Genomic DNA, 23969 nt, shown 5'->3' on the forward strand with positions numbered 1-23969 from the left:
CTTCCTGAAGCTTTCAAATCTCTTCCTGTTTTTACTAAAAAACTATTCGATCAAGAATTATTAAGCGTTTCGGAAATTTAAAACCGGATCAATTACAGGGTTCAAGCAATGAAAAGAGTAAAGCATAGAATTCCTGAATAATAAATAAGGAACTGAGAAATACAAGTGAGAAAGCAAATTTAAGCAAAAAAGTATGATTTTTTACGCCGCTTGCAGGGCTCGAACCTACGACATTCTGGTTAACAGCCAGACACTCTACCAACTGAGTTAAAGCGGCTTTCTGATGGGGAAGCTGTTCTATTTGTTTACCCTCAAATCTTCTTATACAGGAGATTCTTCGGATATAAAGTTTATGGGCCTGACCGGATTTGAACCGGTGACCGCTCGGTTATGAGCCGAGCGCTCTAACCTGACTGAGCTACAGGCCCGAATTGTTTCTACGGCACTTTAGTAGTTGTTAGTAAGGTTTTTATAATAAACTTTTTGCATGTGTTTCTCTTTCTAGTAAGGCTTTAATGATAAGCTTTTTGCATGTGTTTCTCTTTTCTAGAAAAAGGCTTAATATATGCAAAATTTTTACGCCGCTTGCAGGGCTCGAACCTACGACATTCTGGTTAACAGCCAGACACTCTACCAACTGAGTTAAAGCGGCTTATGGTATCGGGTGTGCTTTTTTGCCCACCTTTCGCGAACACTCCTACAGTGATTATATTATTTATATATTTCGCTTGAAGCCTTTCTCCCAAACTGTGGCCGGGGGGGACTTAGAAGTAATCTACAGATAGTAAGCCCACTCTATTTTCCGTTATGTCATTTTACCAATGCCTTTATTTGATTTCCTTTCAATCTATTTTCATTCATTTTAGCTCTTTATTTTATATTTTTGAATTTAATATTCATTTGCCCGTTATCTTTATTTGATTAACATTCATTTTACTATCTATTCAACTAATATCTTTATTTAATACTTCCCTTCTTTTTTCTCAAAGTTTATGCTATTCTTATATAGTATTTCCAGGGCTTCCCTTTTCCTTTTATTATAACATCTCCTCGCTTGTTTGCGAGATAAACCTTATATCCTATAATGAATAATATATTGATTGGCTTTTTACAACTTAAGGTAGCAAAGTAGGATGGGCATTGTTTTAAGCAATGCAAATTTATTTTCGCTTAAAATTCCTGTGTTTAAAGGCCTGTTCAGGGGATTTCAAGCATTATAAAAGCTGCTTCAAGCTTTATATAAATGTCAGCATCAGGGGTTTAAGGTCAGTTTCTCTCTGTACTGTTGGGTATCTTTTCAGGTTTTTTTTCTGTATAAAGACACTCTTCGGTTCCTATAGTGCTTCTGGTCTCTTAACCTGACAGTTAATAATGTAAACTAAGGGGGCTTATTCACGGATCATCTTAAAATATGTCCAAAATGCCACGCTGAGCTTAAATTGAGTGCAGATGGTGAGATGCAGTACTGTGTTATTTGCAAGTACTGGACAAAAACAGGCACTGCAAGGCTCGACTCAATCATGATATATACCTGAGGAGTTTGCATGGAAAATTTCAGTGTTCCTAATTTTTGCAGTGAATGCAAGATCTAGGTCAACTACCTGAGCGAAAGACTCAGGGTTTTCGAAACGCTATGTTATAATTTATAATGTTTCCCACTGCTGCAGGAGCCGCAGACGCATGAGTTATGAGGGCTGTTTCTCCGGGGTAGTGGCATAACTTATGTTCAGAACCCCTGTCTTCCCAAAGGGCTTCTTCTGTTACAAATCTGGATCTCTGTTACAAATCCGCATATCTCTGAAAACGCCCCGAACGCTATTGTGGAGCCCTAATTTAAAAAAAGTTTTTGGCACAAGAAATTTAGAATATTCAAATTCAGTTTTTTGAAAATGAGCCTGAAAAGGCGCTCAATTTTTTTCTATTTAAACAGTTAAAATGTTTTTTTTTCTCTGGATATGTGGAACCTAATTGTCATTCATTTCAAAGTTTCATGGTTCTGTTGCCTTCTTTCTCAACAGGGGTTGCGCTGGATAATGCAACTGGTTTTTGTCGGAAAAACCTTCTGGAGAAAATGCGTAAAAAATTAAATTCCGTCCAGATAATCGATAGAAAATCTCACGGTAAAAAAATGAAGAGAAATGGAATGTATAAAAAAGAAATGTTAAATTTTGCTGAAAAAATCCGGTTACTTTTTCACTGTCCGGCTTTGAGCAATTTGCAAACGTTTTCCACTTCGGCTCGAAAATCATCCTGGGAGATCCCGAAAAGGCCTGCAAGATACATGGCACCCCCGGCACCTGCGCCTTCCTTGATTGTACCTGTTTCGTACCTGTGAAGTCCTTTTAGGGATGATTTCCCAAAACCAGGGTCAGCAATATAGACTACCGGTACGCCCAGGGCTTTTGTGAGCTCGACAAAATGTGCGGATTTATCCTCTACTACGTAGCGGGTTGTTGCAATTGAGAGCTTTTCTGTGTTAAAACCCAGGTGTTTGATAATAGCGTAGACTGCTGCCATCTGAGTTCCGCCGGCGAGGACAACACTGATCTCTGTGCCCTGGAAACCTGCAACAAGGCCCACAACAGCAGGCATCATGGGGTCTCCCATACAGGCAATAGCTTTCATAGGGTCATCTTTCAGACACCCAAATGTCAGGCCTGAGGCTTTCATGCCTTCTTCAACAACCTGCTTTTTTAGCTCAAGGGGGTTTTCATCTGCGCTGCTGCTGACGTTCCCGTTATATCCGAGTGCTGTTAAAACTCCCATCGCTGTTGTTGTGCCTCCGGGGATACTTTCCCCGATTATTACATGGTCTGTCTGGTTTCTGAGCCTCTTGGCAAGGAATTTTCCCCGCTCGTAGATGCCCTGCACATCTCTTACTGCAATCGGCTCCCGGATATCCTCTCCGGGCTTTGCTTTAAGGTCAATGCACGGGACATCCGGAGTAACTATCATACCGGAATTAATGAAATGGTAGGGAGTGTCCGTAAGCTTCAGCGCCGAACGGGTCATGATCGCAGGAGTAGGGGTATCATAAGGAGGAGTCATGGGAAGCACCGGTACACTGATAATGTTTCCTGTTTCCATAAGTTCTGCATCCCCTGCAGGCGTATAATCCGTAAGTTCAGCCGTTTTCCCTGCTGCCGAGAGCTTTGGGATATGTGCTGTCTTTGTACTGGAAAGTACGCACAAAAACATCGGTTTTTTAGGCTTTTTCGTTACTTCCGGTTCTATCCAGGCCATATCATATCTCCTCTATGAAATTAAGTCGATAAGTCTGTAACAATTTTTAAAATGTTTGGATCGTTTTAAAGTTATTTTTTCCGGGATCGGGTTTCGTATAAATCAGCGAGTCTCGTACACAGCATTGATGTAAATTGATGTAAATTGAGGTAAATTTCCTCGAAGTCTAGTGAAGAATTCTTCTACTTAGTATTTAATATTTATCGGCACTCAATAATAATTTGATTATACCCAAATTAACTTTACTTTATTTTGTTCAAATTTCGTTATCTGTTGCTTTGTCGCTGTGAACTCTATAATAAAGATCAATTGAGTAAAGGCTTATGGGCATCCTTTATATACAAACGTGGTACTGTATCCGGGCTGTTAAAGTGGATGTTACTGTTTAAAGAGAGTCTTCCCGGGAAGGGTTGCCAACTGTTTTGAAAAAATGAATTGAGTGGCCTGAAAATAATTTTCCGCTGCATTTCTCCTTATTTCTTCAAGTCCGGATCTTCTATAAGTCTGGATCTTCTGTAAGTTTGGACTCTTTAAAGCAAATGGTATCAGGAGTAAATGCCAGGAATATGGGGTGCAGTTGCCCCATATTTTTCCGGCTGAACTTTTACGAAAAGGCTTTTAACGGGTTCAGTATGTTCTTGCAACGTAAACGCGGATTTCGGTTTCTTCTCCGCAGGAAGGGCATTTCTCTTTTCCTCTTCCTCGCGGGGTCAGGGGAATTCCCAGGATGCCTGCTCCTATACGTTCTTCCATTGCAAGTCCGCACTCTCTCTTGCCGCACCAGGGTATTGTTGCAACCCCTTTCTGGATCTTTTCCTTTACTTCTTCAAGTTCAGTGCAGTCAAAGATACGGCTTTCAAGTCCAGTTTTTGCTTTTTCGTAGAGGCTGTCATGGATTGCCTCAAACCTCGAAAGTACTCCGGCTTCAATTTCAGGTAGAGGGATCTGTTCCTTTTCCCCGGTATCTCTCCTGACCGCAACCACAACATTATTTTCCAGATCTCGGGGACCGATTTCAAGCCTGAGAGGTACGCCTTTCATTTCCCACTTGTAATACTTTGCCCCGGGGCGCAGGTCGCTTGCATCGATTTCAACTCTCATTCCTGCTTTCTTCAGGCGCTCCTGAACATCTTTGCAGGCCGCAAGCACTTCGGCTGCTCCCTTCTTGAAAATGATCGGGATAATAACTGCCTGAACAGGTGCGATTTCGGGAGGCAGGACAAGCCCTTTGTCGTCTCCGTGGATGGAGATTGTGGCTGCAATACACCTTTCTGAAATCCCGTAACAGGTCTGGTGGGCATAGCGTTGTTCGCCGTCGGGGGCTTCGTACTTGATATCGAAAGTCTTTGCGAAGTTGTCTCCAAGGTGGTGGGCAGTGCCTATCTGAAGGGTCTTTCCGTCAGGCATCACGGCATCAATAGCATCGGTGTAGTCGGCGCCCGGGAACTTATCCCAGTCAGGTCTCCTTGAGCGGAGCACAGGGACCCCCAGTCTGCGGTATATCTCGGTATAAAGCTCAACAGCTTCTTTTACCTGGGCTTCTGCATCTTCCCAGGTGGCGTGCACGGTATGGGCTTCTTTAAAAGAAGTAATCTCCCTGAGCCTTATCAGAGGGCGGGTATGCTTTGTCTCGTAGCGGAAAGTATTGACTATCTGATAGAGCTTGAGAGGGAAATCCGCATGAGACCTTATCCATATTTTGTACATTGGATAGATGGCAGTCTCACTTGTGGGGCGGAGAGCCAGAGGCACGTCAAGAAGGTCTTTTCCTCCGTGGGTAACCCAGTATACCTCATCCTCAAAGCCTTTGATGTGCTCGGCTTCTTTCATGAACTCGTTTTCGGGGATAAGCAGGGGGAAGAGAGCCTCCTGGTGCCCGCTGTTATCAAGAATTTCCCTTATAATGTTGTAAGTGTTCCTTCTGATGGCAAAACCGAAGGGGTACCAGACATAAAGTCCCTTTACAGGGTAGCGGACGTCCATTATTTCTGCCATCCACAGGAGTTCGTTATACCAATCGCTGAATTCCTCTTTTGGAGGGAGTGCTGCTTCTTTTTCGCTTTCTGCCATACCTTCACCGTATTATTGTGATCTCAGTTAATTTTTATTATAAACCATATTATGAAACGTGTTAGTCCAGATACAACGCGTTATTCGTTACCTTATAATGAGGTGTTGTTGCGTATAATGAGATGTTGTTATCTCTAATAATTGAACTTAGGGGACTGTGATTTCCGGGTGGTGTAAATGTCTGAATGGTCAGAAACATAGTCATTTTTTCATTCAGGCTGTCTACCCGGAAGGTCCTGCATATGGCTTTTCCGAAGTTTGCACCTTGTGCGGCATCTCTGCTACTTTATCTGGACAGGAAAATGCCTGCGTAGCCCTTGACGTGTTTGCCTTTATTGAAATAAAAGTAAATAACTATATGGGGGCTCTGCCCCCTGAATCATGTAAGGGCTGTTAAAAAATCGGAAAAAAGAATTAATCTCCTCCGGGGGGTTGGACATTGTCCGAAACATCATGTACAAGTTCGGATTTGTCAACATCGAAAACTATCATACCGGTGTTTAGCTCCTCAGCTTCTTCCTTTGAGAGTTTGGTAGCAACAGCCTTTTTCGAAATTATTGCGCTGTTTCCGAGCGGGTCTTCAATGATAACTGTGATTGTTCTCTTGCCTTCGATTACTTCATTGAGCATGCACAGGAGTTCCTGACTGCGGGCGATTTTCTCTTCATCTTCATCTTCCTGTACCCATCTGCTCGCAGTCATAAGGACATTCTGAACCCTTTGCAGCACACCTTCAATGTTCGTTATATACGAATCAGAAGCCGGGCCGGGTTCGACAGCGATCCCCATTTCCGGAATGCGGATTGTTCCTGAGGTTGAGCGGACGACTCTTGCATTCAGGTCTTCCAGGTTCTCAACTGACAGCTCATAGCGCACGGGCTCTTTACTGGAGAGGATCATAGTATCTGCAAAACGGAAGCTGCACTGGCAGTTTGCAGTTATGTACATGATCTCCCCTAAATAGGGAATATTATCTTTCTGCCACTTCATTACAAGGTCGTTCTGACACATAGGGCAGGTGGTCCTTGTCTCAAAGTTTTCATTCTTAAAATAATCCTGATTCAATATTTTCCACCAATAATCTTTGATCTGTCTATTTTAATGCCAGTAGGAGTTACAATCACAGTGTTTCCTTTGACACCTGCGATATCTCCATGGACATCGACAACAACATCTTTCAGCTCTTTTAAAACCCTGTCCCTTAGAAGGTCATCGCCCCTGATGTTTGAGATGTCAATCATAAGGATGTTCCCGTTGTAAATCTCCTGCTTGAGTGCAGATACCTGGTTGATGCTTGAAACTTCTGCAATTTTTACGTAAGTTTCTGCAGGCTCGGCCTCCATAACTTCTTCATATTTGCTGAGGTCAATTTCAGTATAATCTTCGGCACTGGTTGAACTTTTCACATTGCCGCCAAGGAGTTTGTCCATGAATTTTGCCATTTATGCACGCCTTTTGTATTTTTTTAAATTTAGATAGTATTGCCCTATATTGGGATCTATATTAATTAATTTTGCTATTATAAAGCCACACTGGTTACCAGCTTCTTTTCAGGAGTTTTTCCGTTTGCTGGGGAAGATTTTATCTCAAACAGGGTCCCTTTTATGAGTTATCTCATAGCTCAAAATTCCAGAGTTTGTCCCCTACATAGGTTATTGACTTTATGGCTTTTCCTGAATCTGCATCAACCATCTGTTGCCCTTCCATAAGGGCTTTCCCTATGGCAAGAGGTTTTCTGTGGGTCTCTTCAACTATAATTACGAGATCTCCTTCCTTTATTTCAGGGTCAGCTTCCAGGATCCCGGGGGCCATAATATCCGCTCCGTTTGAAACGAAACGAATAGCTCCTTTGTCTACAACAACAAGACGTTTCTGCAGCCCCATCTCAAGAGCTCCGCGGACTGTAGGGAAAAGAGTTCCCTCTATTTCAAACAGAAGAGGCCTGCCTTCCACAAGGATAAGGGAATATTCATCCAGAGTAACCTTTTCCAGAGTTTTGTTTTCCAGATCTGCCATCTCTTCCCCGAAGGCGGACTCAAGGTCTTTTAACATCTTGTTCTTTGCATTTTTCCTCAGCTGAACTCTTGCCTTTACTTTCAATCAATCACCTGATTTTAAAAGGGTACAGTTATTCATAGGATAGGGTTTCCGAGCCTTTTAAAGTTTATGTGGATCCTCAGGGGTTCCTGTTGCAGGATATTTGCTGCAGGATATTTAATATCATTTTATAGTTTTTATCCTGATCTTATGGCTTTTACTCGAAGCTTGCGGTTTTTATTCCAATTTGATAAATAGTATCATAAGAAGCACCAGGGAGCTTCCGAGAAACACCGTTTCATAGCCTAAAGGATCTATAAATAAACTTCCAAAAACCGGCACCAGCCCGAGACCTGCATAAATTCCTGTATTAAAGATCCCCATTGCAAATCCACTTGAGCTGATCCTGGATACGGCAGTAACAAGCCCTATAACTGCAGCCCCTCCTCCCGCGCCAATAAGGAAGAATGCCAGTAGAGGTGCTTTTGTAGAGAGCAGAACGCCTGCAGCTGCCAGGATTATTCCCGTCCTTACTATCTTCTTATAATCCGCACTTGATCTCCCTGCGGCCAGGGAACTCAGCATTGCAGCTATATATGAGGCGGAAATTGCAAGCCCAAGCTCTGGTTTTGTCAGGAAGTCAGCACTGTAGTCCGGATAGTTTGAAGTCAATAGGCCTGTGGCTCCGTAGAGGATAACTGAAATTCCCCAGATCTTCCAGAAGCCGTTTTCGGAAAAAGCTTTCCTAACTTTTTTAAGGTGTCCGGCAGGTTCAAAGATCATTAAGGCTCCAAGCTGCTCTCCGGAAGATCTTTTACTGTTTGAGGTGCCGGATTTTTCCTTTGTCCTGCCAGACTTGCCTGAAGATAGCAATTTCCAGGCTTCCGGAAGAATTAAAGCAAAGGAAAAAACTGCGAGAATAGTAAAGATGCTTATTGCAGTTTTGATTCCCAGTTCCGCAAGCATTCCTGAGAAAAAAACTCCTGACGCAAGTCCGGCATTTAACAGGAAATTAAATTCTCCCATACTTCGCCGGCTGTCTTTCCATTCTGAAATCATGGAATAAGCCGCAGGAAAAAAAGCCCCGCAGCCCAGGCCTTCTACGAACCTTGAGATGCCGAGAATCCACAGGTTGTCAGAAAATGAAATAAAAAGCCCCGAAATAACAGTAAGTGTGATTCCCAGGCCTGCTACCTTCAGGTTTCCTATTCTGTCTGCAAGAATTCCGAATGGGAGCATTGTGAGAAGAGCCCCTATAAAATATCCGGAATAAAGCAAACTTGAGACAGCAGGGCTTGCGTTGCCTTCTCCTGCAAGCTCAGGAAGGATGGGGATTGCTGCATTAGAAAGGCCCTGGATCGCAAAGACCGAAGAGTAGAGTATGAGTTTTTTCAGGTTCATGGTTTTTTTTTCTGTTCTGTGTTTTTGATCAATAATTTAATTTTCGGTAAGTCAAATTTAATTTTCGGTAAGTCGAATTTAATTTTCGGTAAGTCGACTTTCCACAATCTAATTTTTCCTGTAAGTTTAAGATATTTCTGCTTTCTTTGGGATCTATTTCCTTCTGGTTTTTATTCTGAATTTTTTCTTCTTTTATGTGGATACCCCTGAATGTGGATACTATCTTTTAGTTTTTTAATAGAAGGGTTACTGCCAGGATACAGCCAGTTGCAACAAATATCTGTTCAAAGCTCACGGTCCCTGCAAGGAGCCCTGCAGTGATCGGGAGCAAGGAAAGGCCTGCATATATGGTTGTGTTAAAAAGCCCCATTGTAAGACCTCTATCTGCATCCATTCTTGCAACAGCCAGGGCAAAACCTACCATTGCCATTCCTGACCCTCCCCCGAGGCTTGAAAAACCCAGAAAGGGGTGTTTGATAGCAAAAATAGCACCAAGAGCAGAGAAAAATAATCCTGTCCAGATGATTGTTTTTTCCTTGACTCTAAAACGCCCAACCAGAAGAGATGTGACCATGGCGCAGATATAGAGGCTCGCAATAGCGCTTCCAAGCTGGGCTTTTGTCAGGATTCCAAGACTATAGTCAGGATAGTAGGCTATAAGAACCCCGATAGATCCGTTGAGCAGAAAAGAACTCAGCCATATCCCTGAATTATGGCGGTTAAGGAGCCCTGCAACTTTCCTGAAAGAGTGTTTGAAATGGTCTTTGAGATAACCTGGACCTGGCAGTAAATCTGATTCTTTTCCTATCCTTTTCGGGTTAATGAGTTCTCTGTATCTGGGAAGAAGAGGGATAACCGAAAGCAAAGCTAAAAAAGTGAATATAAGGATGGCACCTTTCAGGTAGATCTCTGCCAGCAGGCCTGAGAATAAAGCTCCAGAAGCCAGTCCTGCATTGAAGAGAAAGGTGAATTCTCCCATACAACGTCCTGGATCTTTACACTTTGAGAGTGTAGAAAAGGCTGCAGGAAAAAAAGCTCCACAGGCAGAGCCTTCCATAAACCTTGAAATAATAAGGACCCACAGGTTTTCGGAGAAAAGAATAATTAGCCCTGAGATGGCTGTAAGGATAATGCCGATCCCTATGAACCTGAGGTTTCCGAACCTGTCAGCCAGAATCCCAAAGGGTAGCATTGTTGCAAGGGCTCCCAGAAAGTACCCTGAAAAGAGCAAGCTTGATGCCAATTCTCCAAATGTACTGTGATAACGGGCTGCAAGTTCTGGGAGGATGGGAATTACAGCATTGGAAAGCCCCATAATTGTAAAAACTGCAATATAAATTAAACGCCTCTCAGGGTTCATAGAACTTAAAACCCGCAATCTCGTATAAGTTTCTTATCTTGGTTACCCTCCTAGAATTGTTCTTCTTTTTTTTCTTTCAATATTTGCGGTTTCTTCTTTTTAACATCGATTAAATATATTCAAAATGCAGAAAGTACAAAATGCAGAAAGTACAAAAGGCAGAATGTTCTGGGTAATGTTCTGGTATGTTATTTTGTAACTCGTATGGGGTAATATGCAGCCTTTAATTTTATAGCTGCATTTTCCTGAAATAAAAGCAGGCTGGAATGGTTGTTTTTGTAACTTATGGCATTGTCTGGCTTGAATTGATTAGATTACTATCCTTCACTCTACGGCTCTCCGGTAATTTTACATGTTACAGCTTTGTTTTCACAGAGTCTGGCAATTTTCCACGAGCTTACTTTCTGTAGAGAACAGATGAATATTTGGCCCTCAACTTGTAAACGCAGGTTAATTGGTGTTGATTTTTATAAAAGAGAGGCATCTGATTACTAACTGATGAATAATGAAACAAAACAACCAATAGCCAGGAAGTGAATAAAATCAATTCACAAAAATTTACCCCTTTATTCTTAATGTTAATGGCCATTGAAGGAAGTGAATAAAATCAATTCACAAAAATTTACCCCTTTAGTCTTAATGTTGATGGCTATTGATATTGTTTTTGATGGGCTGAATCTCCGTGATTTTTTTATATTATATTAAACTCGAAAGAAATGCATAGCTATTTATATAATTACTTTGAATAGGGATAATGTGAGTAATGTGAGCGGGCAACTTTTTTCACATACCATACCCCCCACTCCCCATATGACCCCCCACTCCCCAGCTCGCTCACACTACTTCTAACTTACTTTAATATGTAGCTCTTTTTTTCTTGTTTTTTCTTTCCAGATTCAGTTATGCTTCTGTGAGTTTTTTAGCCAGGTCTAACTGCCTTTGTTTACCTTTTTGCCTTTGTTTACCTTTTTTGTTTACCTTTTCTATTATTTCACGAGGATTTTTTGCCGTCTGCTGAAATCTCAGATATGTAATGATAGGACACATTTACCTGGCACTTTCCCCTGCGACTCTCTATCCCTAAACCTTCAGCAGGCAATCCATGAGGTTTTAGTTAAGGGGGTTGACAATTTACTTAATCTCTAAATGTCTATTAATTTTTTAACTCATCTTATATTTTTATCTTAATTCTTTTTTTCTATTCAGAATATAATATGATTATCTACTATATTATCTTTTCTATTTTTATACTTATGTTAAATTTATTTTAAAGCTATATTATTGTTTATAATGATTATTCATCCTTTTATATGCATATTTAAACTCTTTTTATTTTAGAATATTTTTAATATGTTTTCCAGTCTTTAATATCTGAACTCCTCTGAATGTTTTTTATTCTTCTTTAAAAAAAGAGCATGAAATTCTATACAATATACCGTTTTAAAAGCCACTTGTTCCGAGAAGTGCAAGCCCTACCACTGCAAGTCTTGTTACAGCCCCCCCGCGGAATGCAACTGACATGGCTTTCTCAATTCCGCTTGATGCAGCATTAGCAGTGCGGATATTTGCCCTGACTGAGACGCTCATTCCTATGTAGCCGGCAGCAGCTGAACTTATGGCACCTGCCAGGAATCCGATAGCTATTTTCAGTCCATCATCTAGGAAAAAGATCATCAGGAACGCGAGAATGATCGAAACTAGTGCAATCGTTTTGTACTGGCGATTTAGATAAGCCCTAGCTCCTTCCTGAATTGCACCGGCAATTTCCTGCATTTTCTCATTGCCGGTATCTTCTCTCAGGACGTTTTTTGCGAAAAAAGCAGCGAAGACCAGACATATAACGCCTGCAATTGATCGGAAACATATAACGCCTGCAATTGATCGGAAACATATATGAGCAGGGACTGTTTAATCATCAGGGTTTTTCTATATCAGCAATAGTTGTCTAATCAAGATGAATCACCTGAATAATAGGATTGATTAACCATCAAAAGTCGTTTAAATTCAGGGTTGTCTAAAAACGCAAACCTATTAAAAAAGAAGGTAAAATCTCAATCTATGAGACCGGCGGCATATTCTCTCGAGTAGATTTATATGCATGCGTCTTCGGTTAAGTGAGAAAACATGATAAATTGCATCCATTTCCACAACAGTTTTCCAAAATTTTTATATAATCGGGAGTGGAGCAGGGCATAAATTATAGGTAAAGAGGACAAAATTTGAGGCAGACATCTGGTACAAAATCGATAGCGATCAGGTAAAAAATTCCTCAACCGATGACCAATGGATTTATATGATATTGTAACAACGTGTCTGTTTACAATGAAATATTTTTGTTGTTTAGGGGCTTTGGGATGAAATTCTCAGTTCTTCCTATCTTCAGCGAAAAATCAAGTTCAATTTAAATACAAAGAATTAGTTATTAGCACAAAAAATACTTCAGAGGATTACGATCTTAAAATGTTTTTTATGTGTTTTCCGGTAGGATGGTTGAAATTATGAATATGTTAATCTACCTTGCACCAATATGTGCCCTTATTGGTCTGATTTTTGCGGGTATATCCTACAAAAACGTCCAAAAAGAAGGCGAGGGTAATGATCTTATTAAAAAAATCACGGCGTTAATTCACAACGGAGCCATGGTCTATCTTAACAAGCAATATCGTGCAATTGCTGTTTTTGTCGTTTTCCTTGCAATTGTAATTGCGTTAATTCTGCCTAATGGAGTTCTCACTGCAGCATGTTTTGTTTTTGGTGCAGTGCTTTCCGCAACAGCTGGATATGCAGGGATGCTTACGGCTACTATTGCGAATGGGCGGACCACACATGCTGCCACAAGGGGCATTGGTCCTGCTTTCAAAGTTTCATTTGCATCTGGTACCGTTATGGGCATGAGTGTTGTAGGTCTCGGTCTTTTTGGGCTGTCTGTTTCATTTTTAGTTATTTCAAATATCTTTACAGATATCCCTCTGCTCACCACCGTGAACATTGTTGCGGGCTTTTCCCTCGGAGCTTCGTCTATCGCTCTCTTTGCTCGCGTAGGCGGCGGAATATTCACCAAAGCTGCTGATGTCGGTGCAGATCTCGTGGGCAAGGTCGAAGCCGGGATTCCCGAAGATGACCCGAGAAACCCTGCTGTAATCGCTGACAACGTCGGAGATAATGTTGGAGACATTGCCGGAATGGGGGCTGACCTCTATGAATCATATGTAGGTTCAATCCTTGCAACGATGCTTCTTGCAGCAGCAACAGCAGCAACTACTTTCCCTGGAATCCCGGTTCAGAATGTTGTTCTGGTTCCGCTGGTTATTTCAGCTGTTGGAATTCTTGCATCTATTATCGGCACCTTTTTTGTCCGCACAAACAAGACTGAGTCTTCAGCAATCCACATGGCATTTAATATGGGGTTGATTGTTGCAATCGTTCTTACTGTCATTGCTTCATACTTCGTTACAAGCCAGCTTCTTGGAGAGTACGGGCTGAACGTATTCTTTGCAACCGTTGCAGGGCTTGTTGCAGGTTTCCTCATCGGGCAGATCACGGAGCACTACACATCATATGATAAAAAGCCGACTCTCGGGGTTGCATATTCCTGCCAGACAGGTTCAGCTACAAACATCATCACAGGTTTTGCAAAAGGGATGGAATCAACTCTCTGGCCTGTAATTATCATCTGTGGTGCAATCTATATTTCGTTCCAGCTCACTGGCCTTTACGGTATAGCCATTGCAGCTGTCGGAATGCTTGCGACTCTCGGGATCTCACTCTCAGTTGATGCATACGGTCCAGTAGCTGACAACGCAGGAGGTATTGCAGAGATGTCCCACCAGAAGAAAGAGGTGCGCCAGATTACCGATACGCTTGATGCGGTAGGAAACACTACGGCCGCTATGGGAAAGGGTTTCGCAATCGGGTCAGCAGCTCTTACTGCACTTGCCCTCTTTGCTTCATATGGTATTGCAGTAGGTCTCGATGCTATCGATGTTATGAATCCGAATGTATTCATCGGGCTTACTATTGGTGCAATGCTTCCTTTCCTCTTCTCATCAATGACCATTCTGGCTGTCGGAAACGCTGCAGGTGAAGTGGTTGTTGAAGTGAGGAGGCAGTTTAAAGAGATTAAAGGTTTGATGGAAGGCAAAGCGGATCCGGATTACAGCAAATGTATTGCAATCTCAACACACTCTGCTCTTAAAGAGATGGTTGCACCCGGTGTGCTGGCCGTTGTTTCACCCCTTTTAGTCGGACTGGTACTCGGTCCCGGTGCACTTGGCGGACTCCTTGCAGGTTCCGTGGTTTCAGGTTTCATGCTTGCAATCACAATGTCTAATGCAGGAGGTTCGTGGGACAATGCAAAGAAATACATTGAACTCGGAAACTTCGGTGGAAAGGGTTCTGATGCCCACAAAGCAGGTGTAACCGGCGATACGGTAGGCGATCCTTTCAAGGATACAGCAGGTCCTGCAATCAACATCCTCATTAAGCTCATGAGCATCGTGGCTGTTGTATTTGCACCCCTGTTTCTGTGATTTCCTTAACTTTTTCCCTTTTTTTTCTTTTTTTTGGTTTACTCTGGTCTTTTTAACTTAGTTTACTCTGGGCTTCCTTTCCAGTGTTTCTTTTGCTTAATCTGTGGCAAGTTGTTTATTTCCTGTTTCTCGTGTTGCCCTTTTTTGAGTATCTGAAGAATGTGCCCTTTCTTCCAGTGTCTCAAGTTTTCCGGTTTGATGGCTCATGAGGTTTGATGATCTCATGAATCTATTATCCACAGTTTAAACTCTTTTATGTGCCAGGGAATAAATGTCCTCAGGAACAAAAACAGCATAGTATCAACTCTTCAATTCTTTCTATCCTATAGGATAGCTTCTTGTTTACACTATGATGAGTTATTCACATTCGATATTATTCACACACGATAGGATGTTCATACGCGATGAGTACTTATATCTTGAATAGTCAAAAAGGAATGCAGTTTCCTATTTGCAAATAATATAATAAAAACTTTTCTATCTTATTCAATGTTGTAGGTGAATTCTCTGCCTTTTATCAAAAATAATTTCCCTGGATGTAAATTCAGCTATTTCTTCAAATTTTAACAATAAGGATTTAAGAATAAGGCGGGAAGACCCTTTCCTCTACAGGCTTTAGCCTGGCAGATGGGGTAGTTTACTTTATTTTAAATATGAAAGAAAAAAGACCTTTTGTAAAGGAAAAAAAATCTGTCTTTTTGAAGCACCGGTTATTTGTCGGTAGGGGGGTTCAGTTAATTCCCCTTACCTGAAGCAGCTGGAATTCTATCTCATCAGGAACTGTCGCAAGGAATACAAAGGTGTTGTACCCCAGTTTCTGTACTTCTTTGATTGCATACGCCTGGGCCTCATTCAGGTCTCTGGAGTCACTTACGATACAGAATGACTTCCGATTTCCCGTGTTCACAAGGAAGTTAAAGGTCTGCCCATTGGTGTTGAGGAAGGTGACCAGGGCCTTAAGCTCATTCCATGTATTGCACATGTGGATGTTCCTTGATCCCATATTTTCCACATACCAGTCCCGGCTCACGTAAGAGTAAGAAGCATACTGTTCGTTCAATTCCTCATAGGATTTGATGATCTTATTGAGGTCTTTCCTCAGGTTTACCCATTTCCAGTTCTGTGTTGTGAAATAGCGGGCTGCCACTATCTCAAAGATTGATTGCTTATCTTCATTTTCGAGTTTCATTTTCTCACATCGCTATTTTTCTTGCTTTCCAGTGTGCTCAGAATATATCATCCTGAGCATAACTCCGGTTAAAGCGCAGGGCAAGTTCGGCTTTTTCCAGTTCTCTTCCAAGGTATGCAGCATGGTCCAGGCGTGAAACCAGCTCAAGTTCAAGCAGTGTGTCCATAACTTCCCTGGCATTCTCTCCTGCAACCGCAGCTTTCTCGTGCTCAGCTACAATCAATCCGCCGTTTCCGCTTATTCTGTCCGGCACAATCCGGACGCGAATGGGACCTGCCGGGTCTACACGCCAGTTTTTCGAAGCTCTGGCCATGATTACTTTTTCAGGGAAGGGGCCGTCAGGACGCCTTCGTTTTTCCTTTATGCAGAGAAGATCAATGCCAAGATCCTTTGGGGAGCTTTCCCTTATCCTGCAAAGCTGCATCATCTCAGAGGCTTTTTTCAGCTCTCTTATGGAGCCCCGGGCTTTGTCGCTGTATTCTGGGGTAAATAGGATGCTTGCCCCTGTTTCAGCTCCTATTCCGCAGAGTGTGGCATTTACTCCTATGGTGTCCACGTCCATGAGTTCCGTTACATTGCCAGCTCCGAAGAATAAAGGGACCTCAGGATATAGCCTGTGAAACTCATGGTAGCGTACAATAGATTCGGTTATATTATGGCCTACAGGGTCAAGGACAGGATCAGCTATGATTTTTTCAATCCCAAGCCTGCGGGCAGCTTCGATGTTTCTTACCAGGCTTTCCAGACTGTTTCCTTCATCGGGAATTACAACTGCTGCAACGCCTGCTCCCGCAACCTCCGGCCCTGCAGTTTCCATGTTCGTGCCATTAAGGCTCAGAACAAGGTCTGCTCCTGCTTTTATTCCTTCCTTTATCAGCTCAGGGTCAAGAGTATCAATACTTATCGGGGTGCATGTGAGGGCTTTTGCAAGGGATACTGTTTTTTTAACTTGTTCCGGAAGGGTGTTAAGTGTAGCTCCTAAGTCGATAATATCTGCTCCACGGGCGATAAAAGCTTCGATTCTTATCTCCAGGTCTGCAGGGTTCATTTCTGCTGCTCCTACAATCTCTCCCATGACCTTCATGCGGGAATCTCCTCCTAGCTTTACTCCGCTGAGGGTAAGGGGAGGGACGGCTTCCTCTTCGGCTTTCCTGACAAGCTCAAGAGCCATCTCTTTTCTCACATCTGCGAGAAGTTCACAGGCCGGAACTTTTTCGGAAAACTCCACCTCCTCTGCAAAAAGGAGCACGAAGCTGAGGTCATAGGCGTGTTTTGGGCCCAGCCGGATTCTGCAGCCCAGCTCTTCCGAAGCCTTTGAAAAGTCCCCTGCTACAAGCCCGGGAAGTAGAATCAGGTCGTACCTGTTTGAAAATTTTGCTTCTAAAAATGATTTAATGAGCTTTTTAGGGGTTATAAATGCGGCAATATCGATATCTGCTACCAGGACATCTGCTTTTTCTCCAGCTGCTTTCCTCACAGTATTTTCCGCAAGCCGCCCTGTTGCAATCAAAATTTCCATATTTTTTAAATAGAATCGCTAATAAAAAAGAGTATCTGTTCGATAACCACTTGAAAAAATGAGTGCTCGCTCAGGAAAAACCCGAACTTCCTGCCCTGAGGAAGCTTCCTGCTATAAATCTCTGATTGTTCTCCGGAAAAATCCGAAAAATAACCTGAGGAGAGCCCGGAAACCTGTGGATTCGGGCTTTTTCCTGAGCCTGGTTTAATTTATGAAATCAATAATTGATTCGTCCATCTTTTTTCTGAGAGGCCCTGCAGTCTCTCCTCTTTTGCCCGCATAGGGCATTCTTCCGAATTTCTTGTCCTGGAAAAGCTCAGCTTCGGCTCTGGACTCCAGGATTCCAGCTCCCGCCTGAGGGCCCAGGATCTGGGCAGATTGGACGCCTGTCATGATTGCCATTACCCGAACCTTGCCTTCATAATCGTCTCTGATCCTTGCGCCCCATATTACATTGGCACTCGGGGAAAGTTCATAGGTAAGCATAGAGGCAATTTCCTCGGCTTCCTTCAGGCTCAGGTCAGGTCCGCCTGTTACGTGGACGAGGCTTCCGGTTGCACCCTTGTAGTCAACATCAAGTAGGGGGTGGTTCAGGGCAGTCCGCACGACTTCCGTACTCTTGTCCTGGTTCTTGGATTCTCCAACAAGCATTACGGCAACTCCGCCGCAGCTCATGATGGTCCTGATATCGGCGTAGTCAAGGTTGATCAGAGAGGGCACTGTAATGGTTTCAGTTATTCCTTTTACGGTTTCGGCAATTAACTGGTCCATTACTGAGAAAGCCTGGTCAATCGGAAGGTTAGGTACGTAGTTCAGCAGCCTGTTGTTGTCCAGGACAATTACTGTGTCTGCTGCCCTGCGCAGTTCTTCAAGCCCTTCTTCGGCTTTGAAGATGCGGGCTCTTTCGACCCTGAAGGGGCTTGAAACCATCCCTACGACGATTGCTCCCTGTTCTTTTGCAACCTCAGCAACTACGGGAGCCACTCCTGTTCCCGTGCCTCCTCCAAGGCCTGCTGTGATGAAAACAAGGTCTACATTCTTTAAAACTTCTTCAAGAGTACCTCTGGCAAGTTCTGCGGCTTTCTTTCCCGTTTCAGGATAGCCGCCTGCTCCCAGGCCTCTTGTGAGAGTTTTTCCTACAAGGATCTTCTTGTCAGCCCTTACATTGTCAAGGTGCTGCTTATCTGTATTGATGCATACGGTTTCTGCGCCTTCGATTCCTATGTTGTAGAGCCGGTTTACGGTATTGTTTCCTGCGCCCCCGCATCCTACAATCATAATTCTCGGCTGCCCGAAGTCTTCAAAGTCTTCTTCGGAGGAGGAAGTTTTTCGGTATTCCTTCTCTTTTTCGCTGAATCTCATTGCTTCCTGTACTATAGATTGCAATTTATCCCCTCGGCTGGATTTCGTTTATCATGTTATCTTTATTTTTTCTTTTGACTCCCCACCCTCATATCGGGGGGTAAATTTCTGATTATATTCAGGTTTAATTGGGGATAACCCGTAAAAATCTAATAAAAGATTTTCATCCGTTATCTTTAATAAGTTGACACTCTACTACATTTAAACATTTTGGACTTATTTAAACAGTATTCTTAAATTGTATATGAAGTTTAAATATGTCCCCCATAAATTTCATATATTTTACTTTTTTTGCCTTTACTCCTGAATTCTCAGGGTGAAGAGGCAGGAAACTTACATAATGTTTATATATCGAAACTTAATATTTTTTCATAAGTCTTGTTTGTCAGGAATGATGTCCTGATCATGCATGTCAGGGCAATTTTTATTTTCTTTCTTAACTGTTATTTTGCTGCCCATCTTCACTAAAATTGTTAGATATGTTGCCTCTGCGCTACATTTTTATTGAGAGTTCCTAACTGGGATACTTTCAATTTAATGAAACTGTTTATATTATTACCTTTAAGTAGAATTCTCATCTTAAAAACTTTTTCGGTATCATTCGAAGATTTTGAGGCTCTTGCTTATTTTTTCCAGTAGTAAGGGATAACTGCACATAAGTGTTTATAAAAATGTAAGTTAAATATCCTGAATTTTCTGAGTATCCCCTGAGATTATTTGTTCTGAATTTGCTTAATTATTTTATTCAGTTTGCAAATTCTGAATAATAGGTTTTCTTTTATACAGGGAAAAATAAGGAGATTTCAAATCTCTTCAAAATCGTATTATAAAAGCTTCGTACCACTTCGATTGAATTTTAATTAGTTTATTGTTCCTCTGGAATGCCGGGAAAGCTTTAAGACTGCAAAACCATTTTTACTTTGAGTTACTTTACCTCAACTCTTCACTAAACAGCACTCCGGAAGAGTCATTAATTGTTCATTAACTTTTTCAAATCTTCTTAACTAGTTCCCATTTCTTTAGGTTCAGGAGTCAGAAGCGTGTTAAAAGCATTAATTTTTGATATGGATGGTGTTCTTGTGGATTCCATGCCTTTCCATGCGGCAGCCTGGAAAAAGGCTTTTCTTGATGTGGGTATGGAAATCCGGGATGAGGATATCTATGCAATCGAAGGTTCAAACCCCAGGAACGGCCTCCCCCTACTGATCCGAAAAGCCAGAAAAGAGCCCGAGGATTTTGATTTTGAAACTATCACTGCAATCTACAGGCAGGAGTTCAAACGAATTTTTGAACTGAAGGCTTTTGATGGGATGAAAGAATGTCTCGAACTGCTTAAGGCACGTTTCCTGCTCTCGGTAGTCTCAGGTTCGGACCACCTCATAGTTAACGGAATCCTTGACCAGCTCTTTCCCGGAATATTTGATGCCGTGGTCACTGGAGATGACGTGCTTAATTCCAAACCCCATCCGGACCCTTTCCTGAAGGCAGTTGAACTTCTTAAGGTTGGGAAAAAAGAATGTGTTGTGATCGAGAACGCCGTTCTGGGCGTGGAATCTGCAAAACAGGCTGATCTTTATTGTATCGGGATTCCCACATATGTAGAGCCTTCAAAGCTTGACAGGGCAGATCTGGTGGTGGGGGACCACAAAAAGCTAATGGAACATCTTCTTAGCCTTGGGTAATCTCCTCAGTCCTGAATTTGCTCCAGGGTACAGGGAATAAACAAGTTCTTGTAAAAGTCTTATCTCACTACTAATTTTTATCGACAATGTTTCTTCTATTTATTCTAAACATTTTTTCTTAAAAAAAGGATTGTGGCCCCATGGGGTCACAGTAGCCTTACGGTTTCGAGGTTCGTGAGAGCACGTGTCTCGATCTTAAGTTTCTTGTAAATGGAGCTTGCCAGGTCCACGCAGGCTTTTTCATCTCCGTGTTCGGTGAACACTCTCTCTGGACGGGGCTGCATTCTTTTTATATAATCCATAAGCTGTCTCCTGTCCGAGTGGCCTGAGAAGCCGTCTACTACCTGCACTTCCATGTTCATTTTCAGGATTTCGTTGCTTCCGTTCTTTCCTGTCATGGGGATTTCCTTCCACCCCTTCTGGATCCTGCGCCCTACAGTTCCGTCAGCCTGGTAACCTACAAAGACAAGCGTATTGCGTGGGTCATCGGCAAAGGCCCTGAAATAGTCCATAACAGGTCCTCCGTTCATCATGCCCGAGGTTGAAATAACCACACAGGGATGTGGGTTCTGAATTATCTTCTGGCGTGCCTCATGGGAGTCAACCGGTTTGAAGCATTCAGAGAGGAAGGGGTTCTGGCCTTTCTGGAAGATCAGTTTCCTCAGATCATTGTTGAGGTATTCAGGATGAGTCGCATGGATTGCAGTAGCTTCCCAGATCATCCCGTCAAGGTAGATCGGGACATCAGGAATTATACCTTTCCTTATGGACTCTTCGAGCACGATCATAACTTCCTGGCTTCTGCCCACAGCAAAAGCAGGGATAAGTGCAATTCCTCCACGTTCAACTGTATTCTTAACTACCATCTGCAGGTGCTTTTCAGCGTCCTTAATTGCAGGCTGGAAGGCGTTAGAATTCCCATAAGTAGCTTCAGTAATGACTGTTTCAACTCTTGGGAACTTGTTGACAGCAGGGTCAAAAAGCCTGGTTTTCTCATATTTGTAGTCTCCCGTAAAGACTACATTATGGAGCCCATCTCCGATATGGAAGTGGGAAATTGCCGAGCCCAGGATATGGCCTGCATTGTGGAAAGTCAGTTTAATGTCAGGGGCGATGTCTGTTACTTCCTCATAGTCCAGAGGTATGGTGTGTTTGAGGGTCTTAGTTATCATCCCTGATTCGTAAGGGCTCTTCTTCCCTTCTTTAGCCGCCACGTCGATGTAGTCGAGCTGGAGCAGCACCATAAGGTCTCTTGTGGGGGGCGTACAGTAGACAGGCCCTTCGTACCCATACTTGAAAAGCAGGGGAACAAGTCCCTGATGGTCCAGGTGTGCATGGGTAACTATTACAGCATCTATATGGCTTAATGGAAAAACTTCAGGAACATAGAGGTAAGGCGTCATGTTTTCGTCAGAACCTACATTGACTCCGCAGTCAATCAGGATTCTGGATTCAGGAGTAGAAAGCAAAAAACAGCTTCGACCTACTTCTTTGCATCCCCCGAGGGCTGTAACCCTCACCCACTGGTCTTTTGAGGTACACTCCCTGTGAATTTTCCTCCCCACGGTTTTCAGGATTTCCTTTCTTTCTTTGAGGTTGTTTCTCATGAATTCCCGGATGTTTTTCACTGTACGGGACTTAATAGGAGGAGTCCGGACAACTTTGGGAATCCAGCCGATCTGCTTTGTAATCTCTCTCAGGGTTGCGCCATGTTTTCCTATTACAAGCCCGGGTTTTTCGGCTTCGATGATCACTTCTCCGGAATCGGGGTCAAAATAGTAGCTCGAGATGACGGATTCTTTTGGAACAACTTCTTCAATTATAGAAATAGAGTCTTCAGGAGTTGCAAGCACTCTGGGATCAGGACGCATAGCAATCCGTGTCCTGAGTTCTTTTGCCAGGTTGCGGATGATATTCCCGTCGTCTGCGAATTTACGGGGCTCTTCAGTGTACAGGACAAGCTGAGGGCCTTCGAATTCGACGTCGGTAATGGTAACTCCCGCGGGTAGATTTTTCTCAATTTTATTTTTGAGGTCTAATAGCACGTCTTCAATAGGCATTAAGAATCTTCCTTTTAGTCAAAAAATCAAAAAGTATCTGGATGTTAAAAAAATAATATTTGAAAAAGGTGTTAGTTTATATTTTGAAATAAAAAACCAACAGTTAAATTATTTAGTTTAATGAAGCCCTTCTGGATTTTACTTCTTCAGGATCCAGCCTTTTGAATGCCTCCTTTGTAATTACGACTACATCGATATTTTCTCCGGAAGCTGAGTCTCTTTTCGTTGCATTGTGAATTGCCCGAATCGCAAGATCGAGACCTTCTTTCACAGTCATATCCTCCCTGTACTGGTCTTCCAGTACTCCGTAAGCCATGGGAGAACCTGAACCTGTTGACGAGATCCTTGTCTCTTCAATACTCCCTCCCATTGCATCCAGTGAGTATATTCCAGGTCCGTTTTTGTCAACCCCTCCGATAAGGAGCTGGACCATCATGGGGTAGTAGCGGTTAGCATTCAAGAAGTTGGATAGTAAAGTGGTAACTCCTTTGATAGTCATGGATTCATTCCTGCGCATTTTGTAAAGTTGTGACTCTACACTTACCAATCGCACAAGCTGCTGAGCGTCCCCTACCGAACCGGCAGTGGTCATTCCTACCAGGTCATCGATCTGGTAGACTTTCTTTGCAGTTTTGCTTGCGATGAAATGCCCCATTGTGGCTCGCTGTTCACTTGCGAGCACGATTCCGTCAGTACAAACTACTCCTACGGTAGTTGTGCCTTTTAGATATTTGTCATTATCCATAAACATACCCTCATAATAAGTTAAAAATGAGAAATGTTGCTAAAAAAAATGTTTTATTTGAGGTGAGCATTTTTAGCTTAAATCGCAGGATTTAGCAATCCATTATCTCATTATTAATATCGTTATATATAAGTTTTCCTCCTTTTTTCTAAATGCGTTCGCATTTAAAACCGGAGAATTATTTTACAAAATAATTTTTCTGTTTTTCTATATACCGGATGTCCGAATTATTCTCTTTCCGGAAAATTCTGAATTTAGTGGGAAAGTCCCTCTACTTCTTCAGCGAGGGTCTTTACTCTCTGAACTATATGTTCAGATATATCCTTTTTACTCATAAGCTTCAATCTTTCGTTTATTGTTATTCTCTTCGTTCCTTTTACAAGGTTGTCGGCATGTGCAACGATTTTTTCTTCCAGACTCCGGGGAAAATAATCATCTTCGGGAAGTCCCAGCTCCTTTGCTTCTTCTTTTGAAATTCCGGCTCCGATATGTCGCTTTATTATTTCGGCAATTTCAGGTTCGACTCCTTTGTTTTTAGCCAGTTTTAATCCTTCAACCGCATGAGCAATCCCATGAGTCCGGCACCTTCCAAAGTCGTGCAAAAGAGCCCCTACTTCTACAAGCTCCGAATTTACGTTATTTCCGGCTGCTTTCGCCTTTTCTGCGATCTCGACTGCCAGTGAGGCGACCTCCTTGCAGTGTTCGATTACATTAGGGGCGCAGCCTGATTCTTCAAGCAGCCTTATTGCCTGGGTCCGGGTAGTCAAGGCCG

Annotated in this window: 17 protein-coding genes, 3 tRNA genes and 1 pseudogene; 3 read left to right on the forward strand and 18 right to left on the reverse strand. The window is 42.6% G+C overall.

Going from position 1 to position 23969, the window contains the following annotated elements; all coding sequences use genetic code 11:
- Window positions 1–204: 204 nt before the first annotated feature.
- From PHF18_RS04300 to PHF18_RS04350, 11 genes and pseudogenes are all read right to left on the reverse strand, one after another.
- Window positions 205–277, reverse strand: a tRNA-Asn gene (locus tag PHF18_RS04300).
- A gap of 76 nt (window positions 278–353) precedes the next feature.
- Window positions 354–428: transfer RNA gene (locus PHF18_RS04305), tRNA-Ile, on the reverse strand.
- Between the two features lie 151 nt (window positions 429–579).
- Window positions 580–652, reverse strand: a tRNA-Asn gene (locus PHF18_RS04310).
- Window positions 653–2193: 1541 nt separating this feature from the next.
- Window positions 2194–3243 (reverse strand): nicotinate mononucleotide-dependent phosphoribosyltransferase CobT, encoded by a 1050-nt coding sequence (gene cobT / locus PHF18_RS04315; protein WP_300098828.1) that lies wholly within the window; start codon window positions 3241–3243, stop codon window positions 2194–2196.
- Between the two features lie 627 nt (window positions 3244–3870).
- On the reverse strand, window positions 3871–5313 hold the full coding sequence (gene proS, locus PHF18_RS04320; RefSeq protein ID WP_300098833.1) for a proline--tRNA ligase: 1443 nt from the start codon (window positions 5311–5313) through the stop codon (window positions 3871–3873).
- Window positions 5314–5727: 414 nt separating this feature from the next.
- On the reverse strand, window positions 5728–6378 hold the full coding sequence (locus tag PHF18_RS04325) for a ZPR1 zinc finger domain-containing protein (protein WP_300098836.1): 651 nt from the start codon (window positions 6376–6378) through the stop codon (window positions 5728–5730).
- Window positions 6375–6755, reverse strand: coding sequence for a cell division protein SepF (gene sepF / locus PHF18_RS04330; RefSeq protein ID WP_300098839.1), 381 nt, complete (start codon window positions 6753–6755; stop codon window positions 6375–6377). Before sepF ends, PHF18_RS04325 begins: the two co-directional genes overlap by 4 nt.
- Window positions 6756–6927: 172 nt before the next feature.
- Window positions 6928–7413, reverse strand: coding sequence for an RNA-binding protein (locus PHF18_RS04335; RefSeq protein ID WP_300098842.1), 486 nt, complete (start codon window positions 7411–7413; stop codon window positions 6928–6930).
- Between the two features lie 174 nt (window positions 7414–7587).
- Entirely contained in the window at window positions 7588–8751 is a 1164-nt protein-coding gene (locus tag PHF18_RS04340; RefSeq protein ID WP_300098845.1) for an MFS transporter, read from the reverse strand.
- Between the two features lie 226 nt (window positions 8752–8977).
- Window positions 8978–10111, reverse strand: a complete 1134-nt coding sequence (locus PHF18_RS04345; protein WP_300098848.1) for an MFS transporter — start codon at window positions 10109–10111, stop codon at window positions 8978–8980.
- A 1443-nt stretch (window positions 10112–11554) separates the two neighbouring features.
- Window positions 11555–11989, reverse strand: a pseudogene (locus tag PHF18_RS04350) (sodium/proton-translocating pyrophosphatase); the annotation flags it as partial.
- A gap of 620 nt (window positions 11990–12609) precedes the next feature.
- Between PHF18_RS04350 and PHF18_RS04355 the strand changes: the two are divergent.
- On the forward strand, window positions 12610–14640 hold the full coding sequence (locus PHF18_RS04355; protein ID WP_300099112.1) for a sodium-translocating pyrophosphatase: 2031 nt from the start codon (window positions 12610–12612) through the stop codon (window positions 14638–14640).
- 96 nt (window positions 14641–14736) lie between these two features.
- On the opposite strand, the gene PHF18_RS04360 is transcribed toward PHF18_RS04355, so the two are convergent.
- From PHF18_RS04360 to PHF18_RS04370, 3 genes are all read right to left on the reverse strand, one after another.
- Complete coding sequence (locus PHF18_RS04360) at window positions 14737–14865, reverse strand: hypothetical protein (RefSeq protein ID WP_300098851.1); 129 nt, start codon at window positions 14863–14865, stop codon at window positions 14737–14739.
- Between the two features lie 505 nt (window positions 14866–15370).
- Window positions 15371–15829, reverse strand: coding sequence for a hypothetical protein (locus tag PHF18_RS04365; RefSeq protein WP_300098854.1), 459 nt, complete (start codon window positions 15827–15829; stop codon window positions 15371–15373).
- Between the two features lie 37 nt (window positions 15830–15866).
- On the reverse strand, window positions 15867–17348 hold the full coding sequence (locus tag PHF18_RS04370; RefSeq protein ID WP_300098857.1) for a dihydropteroate synthase-like protein: 1482 nt from the start codon (window positions 17346–17348) through the stop codon (window positions 15867–15869).
- A gap of 58 nt (window positions 17349–17406) precedes the next feature.
- Here PHF18_RS04370 and PHF18_RS04375 point away from each other — a divergent pair, with 58 nt between their 5' ends.
- The gene (locus PHF18_RS04375; protein ID WP_300098860.1) at window positions 17407–17556 is read left to right on the forward strand and encodes a hypothetical protein; all 150 of its coding nucleotides are present in this window, start codon (window positions 17407–17409) and stop codon (window positions 17554–17556) included.
- Here the strand turns inward: PHF18_RS04375 and ftsZ are convergent.
- A complete protein-coding gene (gene ftsZ / locus PHF18_RS04380; RefSeq protein ID WP_300098863.1) occupies window positions 17553–18734 on the reverse strand; it encodes a cell division protein FtsZ in 1182 nt (393 codons plus the stop codon). The genes PHF18_RS04375 and ftsZ overlap by 4 nt on opposite strands.
- 1016 nt (window positions 18735–19750) lie before the next feature.
- On the opposite strand from ftsZ, the gene PHF18_RS04385 reads away from it, so the two are divergent.
- A complete protein-coding gene (locus PHF18_RS04385) occupies window positions 19751–20392 on the forward strand; it encodes an HAD family phosphatase (protein ID WP_300098866.1) in 642 nt (213 codons plus the stop codon).
- A gap of 146 nt (window positions 20393–20538) precedes the next feature.
- On the opposite strand, the gene PHF18_RS04390 is transcribed toward PHF18_RS04385, so the two are convergent.
- The 3 genes from PHF18_RS04390 to PHF18_RS04400 all read right to left on the reverse strand — a co-directional run bounded on the left by PHF18_RS04390 (window position 20539) and on the right by PHF18_RS04400 (window position 23964).
- Entirely contained in the window at window positions 20539–22452 is a 1914-nt protein-coding gene (locus PHF18_RS04390; RefSeq protein WP_300098869.1) for a beta-CASP ribonuclease aCPSF1, read from the reverse strand.
- Window positions 22453–22564: 112 nt separating this feature from the next.
- A complete protein-coding gene (psmB, locus tag PHF18_RS04395) occupies window positions 22565–23197 on the reverse strand; it encodes an archaeal proteasome endopeptidase complex subunit beta (RefSeq protein WP_300098872.1) in 633 nt (210 codons plus the stop codon).
- 254 nt (window positions 23198–23451) lie between these two features.
- Entirely contained in the window at window positions 23452–23964 is a 513-nt protein-coding gene (locus PHF18_RS04400) for a TIGR00295 family protein (protein WP_300099115.1), read from the reverse strand.
- Window positions 23965–23969: the final 5 nt, after the last annotated feature.

Origin of the sequence: Methanosarcina sp. (assembly GCF_028693135.1) — an archaeon.
In the GTDB taxonomy this organism is placed as follows: Archaea; Halobacteriota; Methanosarcinia; order Methanosarcinales; family Methanosarcinaceae; genus Methanosarcina.